The sequence below is a fragment of the Actinomycetota bacterium genome (assembly GCA_005888325.1).
Lineage (GTDB): Bacteria > Actinomycetota > Acidimicrobiia > Acidimicrobiales > AC-14 > AC-14.
The window spans coordinates 1-20,227 of the sequence record VAWU01000071.1 but is presented as its reverse complement, the minus strand read 5'-3'; the positions used below and the strand labels follow the sequence as shown (position 1 = coordinate 20,227).

17 protein-coding genes are annotated in these 20,227 nt (G+C 73.4%); 9 read left to right on the top strand and 8 right to left on the bottom strand.

Going from position 1 to position 20,227, the window contains the following annotated elements; translation table 11 throughout:
* The first annotated feature begins 11 nt into the window (after positions 1 to 11).
* A complete protein-coding gene (locus E6G06_21215; protein TML86170.1) occupies positions 12 to 1,460 on the top strand; it encodes an MFS transporter in 1,449 nt (482 codons plus the stop codon).
* On the opposite strand, the gene E6G06_21210 is transcribed toward E6G06_21215, so the two are convergent.
* Both E6G06_21210 and E6G06_21205 read right to left on the bottom strand, forming a co-directional pair.
* Positions 1,457 to 2,878 (bottom strand): hypothetical protein, encoded by a 1,422-nt coding sequence (locus E6G06_21210; GenBank protein TML86169.1) that lies wholly within the window; start codon positions 2,876 to 2,878, stop codon positions 1,457 to 1,459. The two genes, E6G06_21215 and E6G06_21210, sit on opposite strands and share 4 nt — an antisense overlap.
* The gene (locus E6G06_21205) at positions 2,875 to 5,958 is read right to left on the bottom strand and encodes a glycosyltransferase (GenBank protein ID TML86168.1); all 3,084 of its coding nucleotides are present in this window, start codon (positions 5,956 to 5,958) and stop codon (positions 2,875 to 2,877) included. Before E6G06_21205 ends, E6G06_21210 begins: the two co-directional genes overlap by 4 nt.
* Before the next feature lie 114 nt (positions 5,959 to 6,072).
* On the opposite strand from E6G06_21205, the gene E6G06_21200 reads away from it, so the two are divergent.
* Positions 6,073 to 6,294, top strand: coding sequence for a hypothetical protein (locus E6G06_21200; protein ID TML86167.1), 222 nt, complete (start codon positions 6,073 to 6,075; stop codon positions 6,292 to 6,294).
* A gap of 85 nt (positions 6,295 to 6,379) precedes the next feature.
* Here E6G06_21200 and E6G06_21195 read toward each other — a convergent pair whose 3' ends face one another.
* On the bottom strand, positions 6,380 to 7,591 hold the full coding sequence (locus E6G06_21195) for a glycosyltransferase family 4 protein (protein TML86166.1): 1,212 nt from the start codon (positions 7,589 to 7,591) through the stop codon (positions 6,380 to 6,382).
* Between E6G06_21195 and E6G06_21190 the strand changes: the two genes are divergently transcribed.
* Complete coding sequence (locus E6G06_21190) at positions 7,524 to 8,663, top strand: glycosyltransferase family 4 protein (protein ID TML86165.1); 1,140 nt, start codon at positions 7,524 to 7,526, stop codon at positions 8,661 to 8,663. The two genes, E6G06_21195 and E6G06_21190, sit on opposite strands and share 68 nt — an antisense overlap.
* Here the strand turns inward: E6G06_21190 and E6G06_21185 are convergent.
* Positions 8,638 to 9,714, bottom strand: coding sequence for a glycosyltransferase family 2 protein (locus E6G06_21185; protein ID TML86164.1), 1,077 nt, complete (start codon positions 9,712 to 9,714; stop codon positions 8,638 to 8,640). The genes E6G06_21190 and E6G06_21185 overlap by 26 nt on opposite strands.
* The gene (locus E6G06_21180) at positions 9,663 to 10,715 is read right to left on the bottom strand and encodes a glycosyltransferase family 4 protein (protein TML86163.1); all 1,053 of its coding nucleotides are present in this window, start codon (positions 10,713 to 10,715) and stop codon (positions 9,663 to 9,665) included. The genes E6G06_21185 and E6G06_21180 overlap by 52 nt, the downstream gene beginning before the upstream one ends.
* Positions 10,716 to 10,821: 106 nt before the next feature.
* Between E6G06_21180 and E6G06_21175 the strand changes: the two genes are divergently transcribed.
* The 4 genes from E6G06_21175 to E6G06_21160 all read left to right on the top strand — a co-directional run bounded on the left by E6G06_21175 (position 10,822) and on the right by E6G06_21160 (position 14,738).
* Positions 10,822 to 11,751 carry a decaprenyl-phosphate phosphoribosyltransferase gene (locus E6G06_21175; protein ID TML86162.1) on the top strand — a complete coding sequence of 310 codons (930 nt, stop codon included), beginning with the start codon at positions 10,822 to 10,824 and terminating at the stop codon, positions 11,749 to 11,751.
* 4 nt (positions 11,752 to 11,755) lie between these two features.
* On the top strand, positions 11,756 to 13,111 hold the full coding sequence (locus E6G06_21170; GenBank protein ID TML86161.1) for an FAD-binding oxidoreductase: 1,356 nt from the start codon (positions 11,756 to 11,758) through the stop codon (positions 13,109 to 13,111).
* A gap of 108 nt (positions 13,112 to 13,219) precedes the next feature.
* Positions 13,220 to 13,978 carry a decaprenylphospho-beta-D-erythro-pentofuranosid-2-ulose 2-reductase gene (locus E6G06_21165; GenBank protein TML86182.1) on the top strand — a complete coding sequence of 253 codons (759 nt, stop codon included), beginning with the start codon at positions 13,220 to 13,222 and terminating at the stop codon, positions 13,976 to 13,978.
* A gap of 28 nt (positions 13,979 to 14,006) precedes the next feature.
* Positions 14,007 to 14,738 (top strand): HAD-IB family hydrolase, encoded by a 732-nt coding sequence (locus tag E6G06_21160; protein ID TML86160.1) that lies wholly within the window; start codon positions 14,007 to 14,009, stop codon positions 14,736 to 14,738.
* Here E6G06_21160 and E6G06_21155 read toward each other — a convergent pair.
* Complete coding sequence (locus tag E6G06_21155; GenBank protein ID TML86159.1) at positions 14,587 to 16,875, bottom strand: YfhO family protein; 2,289 nt, start codon at positions 16,873 to 16,875, stop codon at positions 14,587 to 14,589. The two genes, E6G06_21160 and E6G06_21155, sit on opposite strands and share 152 nt — an antisense overlap.
* Positions 16,876 to 16,906: 31 nt before the next feature.
* Between E6G06_21155 and E6G06_21150 the strand changes: the two genes are divergently transcribed.
* On the top strand, positions 16,907 to 17,842 hold the full coding sequence (locus E6G06_21150; protein ID TML86158.1) for a 2-phospho-L-lactate transferase: 936 nt from the start codon (positions 16,907 to 16,909) through the stop codon (positions 17,840 to 17,842).
* The gene (gene cofE / locus E6G06_21145; GenBank protein ID TML86157.1) at positions 17,839 to 18,540 is read left to right on the top strand and encodes a coenzyme F420-0:L-glutamate ligase; all 702 of its coding nucleotides are present in this window, start codon (positions 17,839 to 17,841) and stop codon (positions 18,538 to 18,540) included. Before E6G06_21150 ends, cofE begins: the two co-directional genes overlap by 4 nt.
* Before the next feature lie 37 nt (positions 18,541 to 18,577).
* Here cofE and E6G06_21140 read toward each other — a convergent pair whose 3' ends face one another.
* Together E6G06_21140 and E6G06_21135 are read right to left on the bottom strand one after the other, a co-directional pair.
* Positions 18,578 to 19,519, bottom strand: a complete 942-nt coding sequence (locus tag E6G06_21140) for an NAD-dependent epimerase/dehydratase family protein (protein ID TML86156.1) — start codon at positions 19,517 to 19,519, stop codon at positions 18,578 to 18,580.
* On the bottom strand, positions 19,516 to 20,227 hold a 712-nt coding region (locus E6G06_21135; GenBank protein ID TML86155.1), incomplete at its 5' end, for an NDP-sugar synthase. The genes E6G06_21135 and E6G06_21140, both read right to left, overlap by 4 nt.

Here is a 20,227-nt window from a genome sequence, read left to right as displayed (position 1 = left end):
CGCCCTCAACTATGCATGGCCGGGTGAGCGAGGACCGAAGCGAAGCGGAGGACCGCAGCTCCCATGTGACAGACCGCAGCTCCCGTGTGACAGTCCGGCGCTCGTCGTGGCCGATGTGGGTGCTCGGTCTGGTGATCATGATCGACCAGGTCGATCAGAACATCGTGCGGGGCGTGGCGACACCGCTGAAGGACCACTTCCACCTGAGCGACCTGCAGCTCGGCATCCTGCTGTCCTCGTTCATCGCGGTGAACGGGTTGGTGAGCGTGCCCGCCGGCTACCTCGCCGACCGCTGGAACCGCACGCGCACCGTCGGGCACACGGTCGTGGCCTGGTCGGCCATCACTGCCCTGACCGCGGCGGCCTGGAACTACCCGGTGCTACTCGCCGTGCGCTCCGCGCTCGGCTTCGGGCAGGCGATCACCGAGCCGTCCGCCGGCAGCCTGCTCGCCGACTACTACCCGCACGAGGAGCGGGGGCGCGCCTTCTCCATCCAGCAGTGCCTGGTGTTCGTCGGCTTCGGGCTCGGCATCGGGCTCGGGGGCCTGGTGGGCGAGGCGTTCGGCTGGCGGGCCGCCTTCCTCGTCGTGGGGACGCCCGGCGTGCTCATCGCGCTCGCGGTGTACCGCCTGGAGGAGCCGCGGCGCGGTCACAGCGACCGCGTGCACCTCGGCGTCGAGGACGTCGATCGGGCCGGCGAGGTCGAGCACCACGCGTTGTTCGACGAGGGGTTTCGGGCGTTCGTCCGCAACATGAACCGCGGACTGCGAGACGACCTCAAGGTGATCCTTGCCATCCCCACCATGCGCTACGCGCTGGTCGGGGTGTCGTCGCTGCTCTTCACCGTGACCGCCGTCGCGGCCGCGCTCCCTCAATTCTACGAGCGCAGCCTCCACGTCGAGCAGGGCCACGCCGAGCTCTTCGTCGGCGCGTTGATCATCCTCGGCGGTATCCCCGGCGTGCTGCTCGGCGGACGCGTCGCAGACCGCGCCATGACGCGCATCCGCGGCGCGCGCATGGCGATTCCCGCGTACTGCGTGCTCGTCGGACAGACCGTGTTCGTGCTGTCGTACCTGCGGATGCCTCTCGCACCGACGTTCCTGCTCGAGGTGGCGGGGACGTTCATCATCACCCTCGCGGTGCCGTCGCTGCGTGCCGGCCTCTCCGACGCCATCCCCGCGAACCTCCGAGGCGCGGGCTTCGGCGCGTTCAACCTCGTCTCGGTGGTGTTCGGCCAGGCCATCGCCTCGGTGGTGGTGTTCGCCATCGCCGGCGCATTCGACGGCAACTTCCGCACCGCGCTGCTACTCGTCAGCCCGCCGGTGTTCATCGGCGGCCTCGTGTTCCTGCGGGCGCGCGACCACCTCGAGGACGACGCGGCCAAGATCTTCGCCGCCATCCTCGCCGCCATGGAGGCCGACAAGGAGACGCACAAGGAGGCGGACCCGGGGCCGGCTTAGAGCGGTGTGCCCATCGCCATGGCGCGGCCGGGGGCCGATGCGCGGTACAGGTCGCGCTCCACGACCACCGGCCCGGTCGCCTGGACGACGACGGAGGGCACGGGCCGCGCGATGTGGTCGGCGAGGCGAATCGGCAGTCGCCCGCGCGCCGGCACGCGCAGTCGCTGCAGGCCCGGAACGCGCACGCGCTTTTCCCCGTCCAGCGCGGTGACCGACACCGTCACCGCCCGGGCCCCGGGGTTCAACACCGTGACCCATTCCTCGACCGCGGCATCGGGCTCACCGGCGGCGAACGCCCAGCGCGACGCCGCCCGGGTGGCGCCCAGGGTGATGGCCAGGCCCGTCCGCGCCGACGGCGGCAGGGCCTCGACCGTGCGCTCGGCCACCACCGCGACGCCGTTCGTCGCGCGCACCACGATGGCGTGCCCGACGTTGGGTGGGACGCGCGGCTCTTCGTTGACGGTGAACGTCACGCGCGAGACGGCGGGCACGGTGAGACCGACGGGATCGGCCTCGCCCTGGTCGAGCAGCACCTCGATCTCGATGCGCGCTTCGCGCGCCGACGGGTTGAAGACATGGACGCGCTCGGTTGTGCCGTCGCCCGCGAAGCCCTCGGGGAAGTACCACACCGCGCGGGGGTCGGGAGCGCCGAGCGCGAGCGACACGCCGGTGCGCGGCACGTCGCCGGTTCCGTCGAAGACCTGGAGGCGCGCCACGACCAGGCGCCCGACGCGTGACGTGACGATGGTCGACACGGCCGCGCGGCGGCGCACGTAGTCGCCGACGGACACCGCCAGCATCCCCCTCCCCTTCACCACCAGGCCGGCCAACGCCTCCGGCACCGCCCGACCCTGCTCCGTGCTGAACGAGAGATCCACGAGCGCATCCTCGGGGAACGGGTTGAACACCATCAGCACCTCGGCTGCGTCGCGCGTGGTGGCGCCGTCCGCGAAGTACCAGGTGTCGGACGTGGACGACGCGCACGGCGTGGCGCTGTCGCCCTTGGGGCCCCGGGTGACGAGCTCGGCCACGACCTGGCCGCCGTCCATCTCGACGAGGGCCGACGCGTTGTCGGCGGTCACCACGTCGGCGAGGCGGACGCCCGCCCGGCCCGCGGCCGGCACGCGGACCGGCACCGAACGGCGGCTTCCCTTGTCGGGGACGACGGTGACGCGGCCACGGAGCACCCTTCTCCCCGCGTTGACGAGCACGACCGTGCCGACGGCGTCGCCGTCGGGCCGGGCGTGGGCGCCGGTGCAGTACCACGTGGACGACGTGGCCGACGCGGGCGCGGCCCCCGACCCCACCGCGAGAGCGACAGCGCGCGTCGTCGAGGGCCGGCCGGCGCGATCGGCGAGACCGCCCGCCAGCAGGAGGCCGGCGACGACGACGAGCACCGGCAGCCGGCCGCGACTCACGCGGGCCGTCGCCGGCTCCGGCGCACGTACCCCACGGCCACGGCCCAGAGCGCGAGCTCGAGCGCGAGCGCGCCGTAGCGGAGCGGCGAGGTCGAGAAGTGCAGCGTGGCCTGCCCGCCCCGGTTGACCCGGAACGACCGGGCCCACCCGAACGCGGTGCCGCGCCGGGTGCCCTTGCCCGAGACCGACAGCTTCCACCCGTCCGCATTGTCGGACAGGAAGACGGTCGCGTCCCCCGGAACCCGCCCCCGGAACCGCGCGGGAGAGCGCTCCTGCCGCAGCACGGGACGGCTGCCGCTGAGGTCGGCGCCGCGCGACGTCGGGCGCAGGCTCACGCCCCGGTCGAGGACGGCGCGTCCCGCGCCCCACGCGGTGTTCTCGTAGACGACCACCGACGGGTCGGACGGCACCAGCTTGAAGTCGACCTGGGCCGCGAACGCTTGCGAGACGACGGTGGGCACCGGCGTGCGCGGCGCCCGGATGCGCCCGGGAGCGAGCCGGCCCGTCACGACCAGGTAACGCACGGCCATCGGCGCCAGCAGGTGACCGAGCTGGGTGGTGTCGCCGCGGCGCGCCGCGCCGATCGCATCGGGGATGAGCCTGTCGGCGCGTGTCTCCGGCCCCGGCCACAGGTCGGTCGCCTCGGGCGGGCCGTCGCGCGACGTCGCATAGGCGAGGCCGTCGCCGAGGTCCCAGCCGTCGAGCGGGAGCGCGGCGGCGTCGCCCACCCAGAGGATCCGGAACGTGCCCGCCCGTTGCTTGGCTCGCGTCCAGTCGAGCGCCTGGGACACGCCCGCGGAGGGCATGTGCCACCGGCCGTCGCCTGCAGCGCCCAGCACGGGGAGCGCGCCCGCGATGACCGCTCCCGCGGCGCCGACCGACGCGACCTGGCGCCACCCGAAGCGGAAGCGGCGCAGGTCGATGTCGAACGCGACCACGCCGAGGGCCGCCGACGCGGCCAGCGCCGCCGCCGCGGGCGCGAGGAGGACCTCGGGCGTCTGGAACCCGCCGGGGAGCCAGCCGCGGCCGGTCGCCCACGCCACCCCGAAGCAGGCCAGGGCCACGAGCCACAGCCGGGTGGCCCACCAGAGCCGCCAGCTGCGCCCGATCACGAGCGGGAGCGCGGCGGCCACCAGGAACGCCCAGCCGAGGGGGGCGGCGCCGAGAGGACCGGTCTGGAACCGGAGGTACGCGCCCAGCCCGAGCGACCCGTCGAGCGCGGTGGGCACGCCCCCGAGCGCCGACCAGCGGTCGCCCCAGCCGGCGACGTCGAGCGTCCACGGGAACAGGAGGGCGGCGGCGACCGCGACACCGGCGGTGCCCGCGATGGCCGCGCGGAACGGCGCAGGGCCGCCGACCAGCAGCGACCCTGCGGTGAGGCCGACGGACGCCACGAGGACGGCGACGGCGAGAGCGGGCGCGAACGCGGCCGAGAGCGCGAGCACCAGTCCCAGGGCCACGACCTTCCGCAGGCGGAAGCGACTCCCGCCTGCCGGGTCACCGTCGTCGAGCGGGTCCGCGCCCGTCAGCCGCGCGAGGTGGGAGAGCAGCCAAGGCGCGGCGGCGTACGCGACGAGACCGGGCATCCGCCCCCGGGCCAGCGCGTTGTAGGGCACGGGCACGCTCAGGTACACGATCACCGCGACGACGCGGGCGCGGGCCGCGCCGAGATCGCGGGTGAGGCGAAACGCCCCGATCGCACCCACCGGCCACGCGCCGAGCACGAGCAGCGTGCGGAGCAGGCTCATGTGTCCGAGCACGAGGAACCCGGCGCCGCCCAGGAGCGCGAACGCCGGCGGGGCCGGGGCCTCGACGCCCAGACCGGCGGGCCGCCACCCGGTGAGGAAGTGGCGGAAGAACGTGACGGGGCTCCCGGGGAACGCCGCCAGCTGTCCGACCGCGGGCACCTCGCGGCCGGCCACGTGGCGGTCCCCGACGACGACGGCGAGGATGAGGACACCGAGCAGGCCGGCAGCCGCGCGCGCCGGGCCGTTGCGCAGCGAGCCGGCCAGGCTGCGCCCCGCCTCGGTGAGGGCGCGGACGCCTTCACGCCCACCGACGCGCACCCGGATCTCGGCGCGCAGCTCGGCGCTGCCCCCCGTCTGCAGGCGACGCACCTCCGCGTCGGGCACGGTGCGGAGACGCTGCGCGGCCTTGCGCAGCGGTCGCAGCCGGGGCAGGGCGCGGATGTTCGCAGGCCATGCCGATGCGAGCCCGCGCGCGTCGGCCATGCGGCCGCGCGCGGCGGCCAGCAGCACCTGCACGACCGTGACGAACATCGCCTGCGGCAACACGCGCACGAGGTGGAACCGGCTGTAGTTCTTCAGCGTGGCGCGCAGCCGATGGTGCGCCGCCGCTCGACGGCCCTCGGTGACGAGCCCGCCGTAGCGGGGCCCCTCGACCTCGAGGTGACGCACCCGCGCGGCCGGTGCCACCAGGACGCGCGCGCCCACGATCTGGGCCCGCCAGCAGAGGTCGACGTCGTCGCCCTGCTCTCGCATCTCGGTGTCGAAGCCGTCGAGGGCGTCGAACAGGTCGCTGCGGACGAGCAGACACGCGGTGGGAACCGCGAAGACGTCGCGCACGGCGTCGTGCTGCTCCTGGTCGAGCTCGCCCCGCTCGACGATCGGCGCGACCGCGCCCGTCTTGTCCACGTTGAGCCCCACCGCGAGGAGGCGCTCGGGCGCGTCCCACTCGACGAGCTTCGGGCCGACGATCCCGGCGTTCGACCGGAGGGCCTCTTCGACGAGCAGGCGCAGGGCATCGGGGTCCGGCGCCACGTCGCCGTGCAGGACGGCGAAGTAGGCGGCGCCCTCGACCGCGCTGAGCACCTCGTTGGCGGCGGCGGGAAAGCCCGGGTCCTCGGCGAGCCGGCGCACGTAGGCACCCGGCAGCGCCGCGGCCACGCGGGGCGTGGGATCGGTCGCGCTGGCCGCGTCGATCACGAGCACCGAGACGCTGGGGTAGTCCTGCCGACCGAGGCAGGCCAGGACCTCCTCGAGCCACGGCCCCGGATCGGTGACCACGACGACCGCCACGACCGGAGGCGCGCCCGGCGGTTCAGTGGGGTGGGGGTCCATGTCCTGGCCGCCGAGAGTAGTCCCCCGGTGACGCAGATTGGTGCCTGTTTGCTTGCAAAAGTTTATGGATAGACGTAGGCTTGCAAGCACACGCCGTTCGGGAGAGTGGTCTTCATGGCAGATGTTCGCAACGCGGCGAGAGACGCCGCCTATATCAGCGTCGGGCTGGGCGTGCTCGCGTACCAGCGGGCCCAGGTGCGCCGCCGCGAGCTGCAGCAGCAGGTCGAGGCCCAGCTGGCCGGCACCGGCGAGCAGCTGCAGAAGCTGACCAAGCAGGTCGAGGGGCGCATCACGCCGGTGATCGCCCAGCTCACCGGGCGCGGCAAGGCGGCCTGAACCGGCTACCCCCTCGAGGCTCTACGCGCTCGAGGCTCTACGCGCTCGAGGCTCTACGCGCTCGAGGCTCTACGCCTTTGCGGCTCTACGCCCTTGAAGCGATGGCCTCCTGGTACACGGCGCGGGTCGCTCGGACGCAGCGATCCCACGTCAGCTCCCGGGCACGCCGGAGGCCGGCCGCGCTCAGCGCCTCGCGGCGGTCGCGGTCGTCGAGCAGGCGCGCGATCGCGCCAGCCCACAGCTCCTCGTCGTGGGGGACCAGCTCCCCGGCCTCGCCCACCAGCTCCACCAGCGGCGGCACGTCGCTGCACAGCACGGGCGTGCCCTGCCCCATCGCCTCCAGCACCGGCAGGCCGAACCCCTCGTGGCGGGTCGGCAGGGCGAACAACGCCGCGCCGCGGTAGAGCGGGAACAGATCGGCGTCGGCGACCCGTCCGAGGACGCGGATTCGATCGCCGAGCGACGTCGCCCCGGGCATGTCCGCGATCTCCTCGTGCAGCCAGCCCCGCGCGCCGACGAGCACCAGCAGGTGGGGCAGCCCGTGGCGCTCGACGGCGCGGCCGAAGCCGGCGACGAGCAGCCGGAGGTTCTTGCGCGGCTCCTGGGTGCTGACGCAGAAGACGTACGGCCGGGCGCCGATCGCGAACGTGCGACGCACCCGCTCCACGTCGTCCGGCGAGACCTCGATCTGGTCGGCACCGTGGGGCACCACCCGGAGACGTGAATCGTCGAGGCCGGTGTGGCGCGCCACCTCGACCGCGGCGGCGCGCGAGACGGTGATGATGCGATCGGCCCGCTCGACCGCCGCTTTCATCCCCTGCGCGTGGAAGCGGCGGCCCCGGCGCGTGAACGTCTCGGGATGCTCGATGAAGCCGGCGTCGTGCAGGGTCACGACCAACGCGGCTCGCCCGCGCGGCGGCACCGCGCCGGACGGGGCATGGACGACGTCGAGCCCGCGCAGCCGGCGCGAGAGGGTGGTGAGCGATGGCGCGCCGGCCAGGTGCCAGAGGTCGTAGAGGACGGGACGGGGCAGGCCCAACAGGGCCGGGCGAGCCAGTCCGTAGGTGGCCATCACCCGGCGGACCGACGCAGGCGGGTGGGCGGCCGCGAACGCGGTGACCTCGTCCGCGGGCTCGAGGGTCGTCAGTAGGGTGGCCAGCCGTGCCGTGTACCGTCCGATCCCGCCCGGTGCCGAGTGAAACAGCTGTTCCACGTTCAGGCCCACGCGCATGACGGTCATTCTCCACGTCCAGCCCGTCGCCGAGCGCGGAGGCTCCGACCAGCTGCTGCTGCGCATGATCCGCGACCTGCCGTCGACGGAGTTCGAGAACCACGTCGTCGTGCCCGGCCCGAGCCCGCTGGCGGCCGAGTTCGAGGCTGCCGGCGCCCGGCTCCACGTCGTGCCCATGCGCCGGCTGACGTTGAGCGCACCGCTCGGCTACCGCGTCGCGTACGCGCTCGCCTGGCCGGTCGTCGTCGCGCGCATCGCGCTCGTGGCCCGACGGGTCCGCGCCGACGTCGTCCACACCAACTCGCTGCACTCGCTCTACGGCTGGGCCGTGGCCCGTCTCGTCCGGCGGCCCCACGTGTGGCACGCGCGCGAGATCGTGGTGCAGTCGGGACCTGCGCTGCGGCTCGAACGTCTCCTCGCCATGCGCTTCGCCGACGTCGTGGTCGCCGCCTCGAACGCGATCGCGGCACAACTGCAACCCGACAACGTGCGCGTCATGACCGACGGCGTCGACGCCGATGTGTTCGGCCCGCATCGCGCCGGGCGCTTCCGCGCCGCCGAGGGCATCGCCGACGACACGCCGTTGTGCGGCTTCGCCGGACGGGTCGACACGTGGAAGGGCCTCGACGTCCTCTTGGACGCGTTCCCCCTCATTCGTGCGTCGAGCCCAACCGCAGAGCTCGTGATCGCAGGCGGGACCGTGCTCGGCAAGGAGCGCTACGCGGCCTTCCTCCGCGAGCGGGTGGAGGCCATGCCGGGTGTGCGATGGCTCGGTGCTCGGGACGACGTCCCCGAGCTGCTCGCCGACCTCGACGTGTTCGTCCTGCCCTCGACCACGCCCGAGCCCTTCGGCATGGCGCTGGTCGAGGCGCTGGCCAGCGGGGTTCCCTCGGTGGCGACGGACGCCGGCGGCCCGCGAGAGATTGCGGCGCACGTCGGCGAGGCGCTGCAGCTGGTGCCCTCCGGGGAGGCGGCACCGCTCGCCGGCGCGGTGACGTCCAGGCTCCCTGCCGCGAGCTCGGCCGCGGATCGCCGCGCCCGCCCGCCGCGGTGGACGGCGCCCCGCCCCGACTACGCCGGCCTGTTCCGCGACGTATCGAGGCGCGGCGCTCTCACGAAGCGGTTCGACCCGCGCTGAGCCGTTTGGTCAGCCGTCGACCGCGACGGATCCCCGGCGGCAGCTCGCGCACCAGCATGCGGTCGATCTCGTGATGGCTGCGGACGGCCTCGCGCTGGATCCGCCGGCGACGCGACAGCATCGCCGGCGCGCTGACGACAACCCGCAGCAGGGCCCTGACGTGCGCGCCGAGCAGCCCGAGGCGGACCGAGCCCCAGAACAGCCCCACCTGCAGGAAGAGGAACCGGGGGAGGTAGCGGCACGCGAGGGGTGCGGGCACGTCCTTCAGGAAGAGGAACCACGAGTTCTTGACGAAGTGGTAGCGGCCGAACGGCGTCATCCCGCCCCCGGAGCTGGCCCCGACCCGGTGGTACACGACCGCGCTCGGTTCGTAGAGCACCGAGAAGCCGGCCAGCTGGGCGCGGAACGACAGGTCGACGTCCTCGAAGTACGCGAAGAAGTCGTCGTCGAACGGGCCCACGGCGGCGAAGAGCGCGCTGCGATAGACGCTCGCGGCACCCGACACCGCGAACACCGCCTTCGCGTCGTCGTACTGCCCGCGGTCGAGCTCGTCGCGACCACGCGGGAACGGAAGGCCCCAGATCGAGTAGAGCTCGCCGGTCGAGTCGAGCCGGCCCGTGGGCTGGGATCCTTCGGCGCGGTAGATCTTCGGCGCGCACGCCCCGGCCACCGGCTCCGACGCCAGCCGCGCCGTCAACCGCTCGAGCCAGTCGGGCGCGGCCCACGCGTCGTTGTTGAGGAGGGCCACGAACTCCCCGCGTGCGGCGGCCACGCCGGCGTTCACCCCTCCGGCGAACCCCTGGTTCACCGCGAGCGCGACGAGCCGCACGTCGGGATGGTGGCGGCGAAGGTGCTCGGCGGAACCGTCGGCGGACCCGTTGTCGACGACGATGATCTCGAGATCGCGGACGGTCTGGGCCCGCACCGACTCGAGGCACCGGTCGATGAGGTCGCGGCCGTTCCAGTTCGGCACGACCACCGAGATCCGGGGCGACGGCGTCATCGCTCCGCCGCGACGCGGTGGTAGAGCGCAGCCAGGCCGTCGGCACATGCCCTCCACGAGTAGCGCGAGAGCCGGTTGCGCCCCGCCTTCATGAGCCGCGTCTGCAGCGCGTCGTCGTCGAGCATGCGTGCGAGCCCGTCGCTCAAGGCTGCGTCGTCGCCGGCGGGAACGAACAGGGCGGCGTCGCCCAGCACCTCCGGCAACGACCCCACCTCGGTCGCGACGACGGGCACGCCGGCCTCCATCGCCTCCAACGGCGTGAAGCCGAATCCCTCGTAGCGGGAGGGGAGGGCGAACACCGACGCCCCGCGCAACAGCGCCGATCGCCCCGCCTCGTCGAGATAGCCGAGGCGAACCACCCGGTCGCCGTGACGGGCCCGCCGCACTTCCTCGCCGAAGGTGTCGACCGCCCATCCATCGGCCCCGGCCACCACCAGGTTCACGTCGTCGCGCTCCGCCGCGAGTTGGTCGAACGCGCGCACGAGCGCGGCGTAGTCCTTTCGGGGCTCCACCGTGCCGAGGGCCAGGATGTAACGGTCGGCGCCCGCCATGCGCCGGCCCGCGGTGGGACTGCCGGCGGCAAGGGGAGGCACGCCCGGCGCGACGGTGGAGACGCGCGCCGGGTCGGCACCGAGCAGGGTCACCACCTCCTGGGCCACGAACGATGAGAGGGTGTGCACCGACGCGTCTCCGGCGATGGCCCGGCGCAGCGACCGCAGGTCGAAACGGGCCTTGCGCGTGCGCAGCTCTGGAAAACGGAGCAGCGCGAGGTCGGGAACCGTGACGACACGCGCCGCGTGCCGGGCCCGGGGCACCGCGAAGTTGGTGCCGTGCAACACGTCGACCCCACCGCCGGGCAGCCGTATCCGGGCCCGCCCCACTCCCAGGGGCAGCGTGAGGCTCCCCGCGCCCCGGCCCCGCCAGGGCATCGCGTACGCGGCCACGTCGAGCTCCGGCAGCTCCGCGAGCGCCTCCATCGCGCCGAACGTGAACACCCCGACACCCGTACGGGTGCCCAGGAGCGGCGTGGCGTCGAGGGCGACACGCAAACGGCGCGGCGACGGTTGGGACAAGTTCGCTCAGCATGACACCCGCTCACGGGTGTCACGGGCGTCCTGGCACCCGGGGGGGTCATTCTGCGACCATGCTGGAGGTATGGGACGCCTCGCCACCGACGTCCGCGTCTCTCCGACCGACCCCCCGGTGAAGCGCGTCCGTCTCCGGAGCCTCGTGCGCGCCGCCCGTCCGAAGCAGTGGGCGAAGAACGTGCTCGTGTTCGCGGCGCCCGGCGCGGCCGGCGTCCTCTCGCACGGCGACGTGCTCGTCGACACGCTGCTGGCCTTCGTGGCCTTCTGCCTCGCCGCCAGCGGCACCTACTACCTGAACGACGCGGCCGACGTGGAGGCCGACCGTCGCCACCCCACCAAGCGGCGGCGCCCGATCGCCGCCGGCGACGTGCCGCTCCGCCTCGCGGTGGTCTTGGGCGCGATGCTCCTCGTCGCCGGCCTGGGCGTTGCCCTCCTCGTGCGGTGGGAGCTCCTCGTGGTGATCGCCGTCTATATCGGCCTGACGGGCAGCTACACCGTCTGGCTCAAGCACGTCGCCGTGATCGACATCGCGGTGGTCGCATCCGGCTTCATCATGCGGGCCATCGCAGGCGGCGTGGCGACCCACCTGCCCATCTCCCAGTGGTTCCTCATCGTGGCCTCGTTCGCCTCGCTCTTCGTCGTGGCCGGCAAGCGCTACGGCGAGCACCGTGAGATGGGCGACGACCGGGCCGACACCCGCTCGACGCTCGCCCTGTACACGCTCCCCTACCTCCGCTACGTGTGGATGATCGCATCGGGTGTGGCCATCACGGCCTACTGCCTGTGGGCGTTCGAGCAGTCTGCCGGGCGCTCGGGCCTCCCCTGGTTCGAGCTGTCGATCATCCCCTTCGTGATCGCGCTCCTCCGCTACGCGTTGCTCCTCGAGACCGGTCACGGGGCCGCGCCCGAGGACGTGATCCTCGGTGACCGAACGCTGCAGGTCATCGGAGTGGTGTGGCTGACGGTGTTCGCGTGCGCCGTCTACGTCGGGAAGTGACGCGGTGAACAGCGAGTCGCGCCTGCTCACCGGTTGGGGGCGCACGGTGCCGACGCGCAGCGACGTGCACCGGCCCCTGGCCGGCGACGACGTCGACGCGATGCTGAAGGAAGCCGACGACCGCGGTGCGATCGCGCGCGGTCTCGGCCGGGGCTACGGCGACGTGGCGCAGAACGCAGGCGGGCGCGTGCTCGACATGACCTCGCTCCGTCGCGTGCGCAGCATCGACCTGGGCGCGGGCACCATCACCGTCGACGCCGGCTTCAACCTCGACGCGCTGATGCGACTGATCGTGCCCCTTGGATGGTTCGTGGCGGTCACGCCCGGCACGCGCCACGTCACCGTCGGCGGAGCGATCGCCAGCGACATCCACGGCAAGAACCACCACCGCGACGGCAGCTTCTGCGACCACGTCCTGTCCATGGAGCTGCGCACCCCGGCCGGCGAGCACCTCCGCCTGACAGCCGACGACACTCCCGACGAGTTCTGGGCGACCGCGGGCGGCCTCGGCCTCACGGGCGTCGTCACCGAGGCGACCTTGCAGTTGCTGCCGATCGAGACCAGCCGCATCCGGGCCGACACGCAACGCTGCTCCGACCTCGACGAGCTGATGACGCTCATGCACGAGGAGGACGAGCGCTACCGCTATTCGGTCGCCTGGATCGACTGCCTCGCGCGCGGCACGTCGATGGGACGCGCCGTGCTCAGCCGCGGTGAGCACGCGAGCCTCGACGCTCTGCCGGTCGACGAGCGCGCGACCGCGCTCGCGTTCGATCCCCACACCCGGCTGGCGGCTCCGCCCTGGGCACCACCCGGTCTGCTCAACCGCCTCACCGTCCGCGCCTTCAACGAGCTGTGGTTCCGCAAGGCGCCCCGGCACGACATCGGGGGGCTCGAGTCGATCAGCTGGTTCTTCCACCCGCTCGACAGCGTGAGCGGCTGGAACCGGCTCTACGGCCGGACCGGTTTCGTGCAGTACCAGTTCGTCGTCCCGTTCGGGCAGGAGGACGCGGTCCGCGAGTCGGTGCGCCGCCTCAGCGAGGCCCGCACCCCCTCGTTCCTGGCCGTGCTCAAGCGCTTCGGGCCGGGGCACGGCCTGCTCTCGTTCCCGATGGCGGGCTGGACGCTCGCGCTCGACATCCCCTCCGCGCTGCCCGGCCTCGCCCGCCTGCTCGACGACCTCGACGACCTGGTCGTGGGCGCGAACGGCCGCGTGTACCTCGCGAAGGACTCGCGACTGCGCCCCGAGCTGCTCGCCATCATGTATCCCGAGCTCGACCGCTGGCGCGAGATCCGCGCCCGCCTCGACCCGGACGCCGTGATGTGCTCCGATCTGGCCCGGCGTCTGCAACTCGTGTGAGAGTGAGCCCGTGAGCGAGGACCCACGCCGGACATGGACGGTCAACCCGCGAGCGAGGACCGAAGCGAAGCGGAGGACCGCAGCTCCCATGTGGCAGTCGGTGATGCCGTGAAGGACGCGCTCGGGTCCGTGCAGTCCGTGCTCGTGCTCGGCGGCGGCAGCGACATCGCACGCGCCACCGTCAAGGCGCTGGTGGCCGACCGCGCCCGCACGGTCACGCTGGCCGCCCGCCGGCCCGAGCGCCTCGACGACCTGGCGCTGGAGCTGAAGGAGGCGGGGGCCACCGACGTACGGCTCCTGACGTTCGACGCCGACGACCTCGACAGCCACCCCGCGTTCGTCGCGGACGCGTTCGCGGCGCGCGACATCGACCTGGTGCTGCTCGCCTTCGGTGTGCTGGGCGACGCCGACCGCACTCGCGTCGACCGCAGGGCGACCCTCGACCTGCTCCACACCAACGTCATGGGCAGCGTGTCGGTGCTCATGCCGGTCGTCGAGCGGCTCAAGGCGCAGGGCCACGGCACGATCGTCGTGCTCTCGTCGGTGGCCGGCGAGCGCGTCCGCAAGTCGAACTTCCCCTACGGCGCGTCGAAGGCGGCGGTCGACGGCTTTTGCTCGGGTCTCGCCGACTTCCTGCAGGGCTCGGGGGTGCACGTCATGGTCGTCCGCCCCGGCTTCGTCGACACCAAGATGACCGCCGGCATGGACAGGAAGCCGATGAGCACCACGCCCGAGAAGGTGGCCGACGTGATCGTCGCCGGGCTGCGCAAGGGCTCCGACACGGTGTGGGCCCCGCCCCCGATCCGATGGGTGTTCGCCGCGCTGCGCCACCTACCCAGGGCCCTGTTCCGCCGCCTCGACCTTTGAGCGCGGGCCGGCGCGCGATGTCGGCGCGATGAGGGCGGTGGCTGCGTTCGATTTCGACGGCACGCTGGTCGAGCGCGACAGCCTGCTCCCGTTCCTCCAACGCGTGTGTGGCACCGCGGCGGTCGCACGCGCCCTCGCCATCGAGTCGCCGCGCCTCGCCCGGCTGGCCGCGGGCGGCGGCGACCGCGACCTGTTCAAGGCGCGGCTCTTTGGGCGCCTGCTGGCCGGCCGCCGGGTCGTCGACCTCGACCAGGTGGTGAGCGACTACGCCGCCCACGTCACCGCCCGCCGGGTGCGATCCGACATGCTCGAGGTCGTCGCATGGCATCGCCGCGAAGGCCACGAGCTCGTCATCGTGTCCGCGTCCCCCGAGCTCTACCTCGCCGCCATCGGACGGCTGCTCGACTTCGACGCGGTGCTCGGCACGCGACTCGAGGTCGACGACGACGGCCGCCTCACCGGTCGCCTCGCCGGGCGCAACGTACGAGGGGCGGAGAAGGTGGCCCGGCTCCGAGCCCATCTCGGCGAGGGCCCGATCCGCCTCTGGGCCTACGGAGACAGCGCGGGCGACCGCGAGCTCCTGGCGCTCGCCGACGTCGCCACCCGGGTCAGCCGGAGGCGACAGCCCCGGCCCCAGTCGCCCGCGGAGCCCGTGGCGGACGGCGGCGGTCCACCAGCCACCAGCCCACCAGGCCCGTCAGCGTCGCCGCCGACACGGCCGCCCCCAGCAGCAGGCCCGGAGCCCGGTAGCGCAGTGTGACCCGGTGGCGTCCGGGGCCCACCGGCACGCCCTGCACGAGCCCGTCGACGCGCAGGACCGGCGCGGCGCGACCGTCGACGGTGGCCGTCCAGCCCGGGAACCACGCCTGGCTGACGACGAGCACGCCGTCGCGTGCGACCGTGGTGTTCACGTCGACCGAGTTGGTCCTCCACCGGATCGTCGACACGGAGCCCGCAGTTCCCGGTGTCCGCGCCCGTCGACACGCGCGACAACTCGTCTCGACCAGCGCGTCGGCGGAGGGGTCGAACGCGACCGCTCCCGACACCCGACGCCGCGCCTCGCGCGGGGTGACGCGCGACGCGGACCCGACGACGAAGGCAGCAGGCAGTCGCGGCCGGTAGTCGTAGCGCACGCTGCGTCCCCCCCGGACCAGGCGCCCCGGGCCGAGCGACGCAGGCGCGTCGAGACCCGGGTCGACGAGCACGACCGACACGCGCAGCAGGTCGAGCAGGTGGTTCCCTGGTCGCAACGCGCTCGTCTTCGGATCGACGCGGCCGAGGTAGTCCATCGAGAGCGCCTCGAGGTAGCGGCGGGGCGCCAGTGGGTCGAACCCGTTGGCCGACCGCACGCGTTTGAGGTCGGTGACGTCGGGGTCCTCGGGGGTGCCGAACCGGCTCCCGACGGACAGGTAACGCACGATGCCGCCGGGTGCGTCGTTCATGGGACCGAAGCGCGGGCCGACCGTGAGCGACCGGTCAGCCGCGAAGCGGGCCAGGCTCGGACTGCCGCTCCGCCACTCGAACCAGGCTCCGAAGGCGACCACCGCGTCCACCGCGACCGCCAAGGTCAGCAGCGTGCATGCGGCGCGCGGCGCGCGTAGGGCGAGAAGACAGAGGCCCGCCCCCGCGACAGCCATGAGCACGGGCACCAGGAGCGCGTACGTGCGCGTGTCGCCGTGCGCGACGAAGGGGCGCACCGGCCCGAGCTGGGGCACGACGAACGCACCCACGAGCACGGCGAGCGCGGTCGCGGTTGCCGCGATCGCGGTGACCCTGCGGGTGGCCGGATCGCGGAGGCGCGCCACTCCGTAGGCGGCGACGAGGGTCACGACGAGATCGAGCCCGACGACGTCACGGGCCCACGACCGGAACTGGCCGAACACGGGTAGCGCGTGCACCACGTGGCCCACCGGCGTCGTTCGTCCGAGCGCCATCAGGAGCGTGACCACCCCGACGACGACGAGCGCGCTCACGCGCCGGTCACGTCGCGCCGCGCCCAGCCCGGCCACCGCGAGCGTGAGCACGACCATGCCCGGATAGCCGCTCATCTCGGGCAGGTTCCACCGACCGCGGTAACGGTCGGTGTACGGGCCCTCTGCGGGATGGTTGCCGAAGAGGAAGGGGAACGCGAGGAGTGCGGTGTGCGAGCCGGGCAGCGAGAAGCTGACCGCGGTCTCGTAGTCGATGTGCGAACGATCGGTGTCGGGGACGATCGTCGTCGTGGGCACGAGCTGCACCGAAGCCAGGGCGGTGCCGATCGCGACGAGCAGGAAGGCGACGGCCAGCGCCCGGATGCTCGTCAGCGCGACGGCGTACACCCCGACGATGAGGACGACCAGCGCGAACATCTGGCCGTGCCCGGCGAGCAGCGTCAGCGCGAGCGCGCCCGAGGCGAGGAGCACACGCGGAGGTGTCACGCGCTCGCGCAGCAGCTCGAACCCGTAGAGCACCCACGGGAGCCAGGCGATGCTGGCGATGAGGCTCTGGTGGGTCAGGTGCGCGAACAGGAACGGGCTGAGACCGAACGCCACGCCGGCCACGGCCGCGCCGGCGTCGTCGTCGCATAGCCGGCGGGCGAGCAGGAACGCGCCCAGCCCGGCCACCGCGAAGCTGCTGATGACGATCGCGTTGTTCGCCAGCACCGGCGGGAGCACGAGGAACAGCCAGTTCGGTGGGTAGAAGACCGCGACCTGGTTCGTCGCGAGCAGTGGGTAGCCGGAGAACGCGTAGGGGTGCCAGACGGGCAGGTTGCCGTCGCGCACGACGCGCGCCGCGAGCATGTGCTGAGGGAGCAACTCGTTGTACGCATCGCCGGGCGCGATCAGGCGCCGCCCGAGCAGGCCGGTTGCGAACACGACGAGCGGCCCCACGACCGACACCCAGGCGAGCGGGGGCATACCGGCGAGACACTACCGGTAGCCTCCGGGCGTGATCGTCGCCCTGGCCGGTGGAGTCGGTGCCGCGCGCATGCTGCGCGGCCTCGTCGCCGCGGTCGACCCCGCGAGCGTGGTGGCGGTCGTCAACACGGGTGACGACGTCGTCCTGCACGGCCTGCACGTCAGCCCCGACCTCGACACCGTGACCTACACCCTCGCCGGCGCCATCAACCGCGAGACGGGCTGGGGCCTCGTCGGCGAGACGTGGGCCGCGATGGACGCGCTCGAGCGTTACGGCCCCGGGCTCACGTGGTTCCGCCTCGGCGACCGCGACCTGGCGACCCACCTCTACCGCACGCACCGCCTGCACGAGGGCGTCCCGCTGTCGACGGTGACCGCCGAGATCGCCGCCGCCTGGAACCTCCGCCTGCGCCTGCTGCCGATGACCGACGACCGTGTGGAGACGCGCGTCGACGTGGTCGACGACGGCGAGATCGGCTTTCAGGAGTACTTCGTGGGTCGCCGCCACGCGGTGCCCGTGCGCGGCGTGCGCTATGCCGGCGCGGACGAGGCCCGGCCCGCTCCGGGCGTGCTGGCGGCGCTCGAGGCCGCCCGGACGGTCCTGATCTGCCCCTCGAACCCCATCCTGTCCATCGCCCCCCTGCTCGCGGTGCCCGGCGTGCGCGCCGCGGTCGAGAAGCGCCGGGAGGACACCGTCGCCGTGTCCCCCATCGTCGCCGGCGCCGCGATCAAGGGCCCCGCCGACCGGTTGCTCGTCGAGCTGGGCCACGAGTCGTCGGTGGTCGGGGTGGCGCGCCTGTACGCGCCGTTGGCCTGCGCCCTCGTGATCGACGAGGCCGATGCCGGCCTGGCGCGGGCGGTCGAGGCGGAGGGGATGCGATGCGTCGTCGCCCCCACCGTCATGCACGGCCCGGCCGAGGCCGAGGCGTTGGCGCGGGTGTGCCTGCAGGCGATCGCGTCGACATGACCGCGGGCATCGAGATCATCCCCGTCGAGGGCGTGCCCGAGGTGCGACCGGGTGACGTGCTCGCCGACCTCATCCTCGCGGGCATCGCGCTGCACGACGGCGACGTGCTCGTCGTCACCCAAAAGGTGGTCTCGAAGGCCGAGGGCCGGTTGGTCGCGATCGATCCCGACGACCTGGCCGCGCGTCGCACGCTCGTCGAGCGCGAGTCGGTGCGCGTGCTCAGGCGGCGTGGCGACCTGATCATCAGCGAGACGGCTCACGGCTTCGTCTGCGCGAACGCGGGCGTCGACCTCTCCAACGTGGAGGCGGGCCACGCCGCGCTGCTCCCCGTCGACGCGGATCGCTCGGCCCGGCGGATCCGTGACGGCGTGCGCGCCCGGGTCGGCGTCGAGGTGGGCGTGATCGTGTCCGACACGTTCGGCCGCGCCTGGCGGCGCGGCCTCACCGATGTGGCCATCGGGTGCGCGGGCGTCGCCGCCATCGTCGACCTGCGCGGCACCGCGGACGCCCTCGGCCGGGTCATGCAGGTCACCGAGGTGGCGGTGGCCGACGAGCTGGCCGCCGCGGCCGAGCTCGTCATGGGGAAGGCCTCGGGCGTGCCTGCCGCGGTCGTCCGTGGGGTCGACCCGACGTGGCTGCGCGAGTCGTCGGTGCGCGCCGAGCTGGTGCGCCCGGCGGCGGAGGACCTGTTCCGCTGACCCCGTTCCGCCGACCCTGTTCCTCTGACTGCGCCGGTCAGCCCCGGGCGCGGAACCAGTCGAGCACCTGGCCGGCGCCCTCGGGGAGCTCGGTCCACGCCTTCCAGCCCAGGTGGATCCCGGCCCGGGCCGGGTCGAGCGACGAGCGGGCCAGCTCGCCCGGTCGGGCGGGGGCGTAGCGCGGCGGTGAGGTGACGCCCGCGACCGACGCCATCGAGTCGTACAGCTGGTTGACGCTCGTCTCCCGGCCGGTGCCGATGTTCGCCAGCAGCCCCGAGCCCCGGGTGGCGGCCCGGGCGAAGGCGTCGACCACGTCGTCGACGTAGACGAAGTCGCGCGTCTGCTCACCGTCGCCGAAGACGGTGCAGGGCTCGTTGCTGAGGAGGTGACCGGCGAAGATGGCGACGACACCTGCCTCGCCGTGGGGGTCCTGGCGGGGCCCGTACACGTTGGAGAGCGCGAGCGCGGTGAACTCGACGCCGTGCAGCTCCCGGTAGGTGACGAGGTAGTCGCCCGCCGCCTTCTTCGACACGCCGTACGGCGACAATGGCCGCTGCGGGTGCGACTCGCGCACGGGCAGCTCCTCGGGCTCGCCGTACAGCGTGCCACCGCTGGCCGCGAACACGACCTTGCGCGTCGGTCCCTGGCGGGCGCCCTCGAGGACGTTGAGGGTGCCGATGATGTTGACCTCGGCGTCGAACGCGGGGCGCTCGACCGAGACGCGCACGTCGGCCTGCGCCGCCAGGTGGAACACCACCTCGGGCTGGCGCCGGATGATGAGGTCGATGAGCGCGGCGGAGCGCACGTCGAGGCGGTGGAAGGTGAAGTCGTTGTCGGGGTTGGCGCGCGCGTCGGCGAGGTTGACGAGCGAGCCGCTCGACAGGTCGTCGACCACGTCGACCGCGTGCCCCTCGGCGAGGAGGCGATCGACGAGCGTCGACCCGATGAAGCCGGCGCCTCCGGTGACGAGCGTCCTCATCGTGGGGCCCCCGCCTCGACCTTGACGCCCTCGAGCTCGGCGTCGGCGGCCACCGCGGCGCGCCCCGCGACGACCGACCCGCCGAGGAGCCGGGCCCGCTCACCCACCACCGCGAGCTCGCCCACGACCGATCGCTCCACCACGGCTCCCGGACGCACGACCGACCCGGGGAGCAGCACCGAGCACCAGACCCGCGCCCCGTCGTGCACGCGCGCGCCGGCCCCGACGATCGCGCCCTCGACGTGGGCGCGGACCTCGACGAACGACGCGTCGCCGATCAGCGCGGGCGGGTGCACGCTGCCGTCGATCACCGCCGCGCCCAGCGTCCAGACGTCGCGGTCGCGCTCGACCGCGCCCGGTGCCGGCGGGCCCGGGCGACGTCCGCTGATGAGGTCGAGCTGGGCCTGCAGGTACTGCGCGGGGGTGCCGGTGTCGATCCAGTACGCGTCGTCGGACCGCGCGTAGAGCGTGCGCGCCTCGACGAGCGCCGGGAAAACCTCGCGTTCGATGGACACCCGCCGGCCCGCCGGGATGCGGTCGAGCACCGAGGTCTCGAGCACGTAGGTGCCCGCGTTGATGTTGTGGGTCGGAGCTTCCCCCGGGGCCGGCTTCTCGACGAACATCGACACCCGGCCGTCGTCGTCGGTGGGCACGACGCCGAATCGCGACGGGTCGTCGACCCGCGTGAGGTGGATGGTGGCCTCCGCC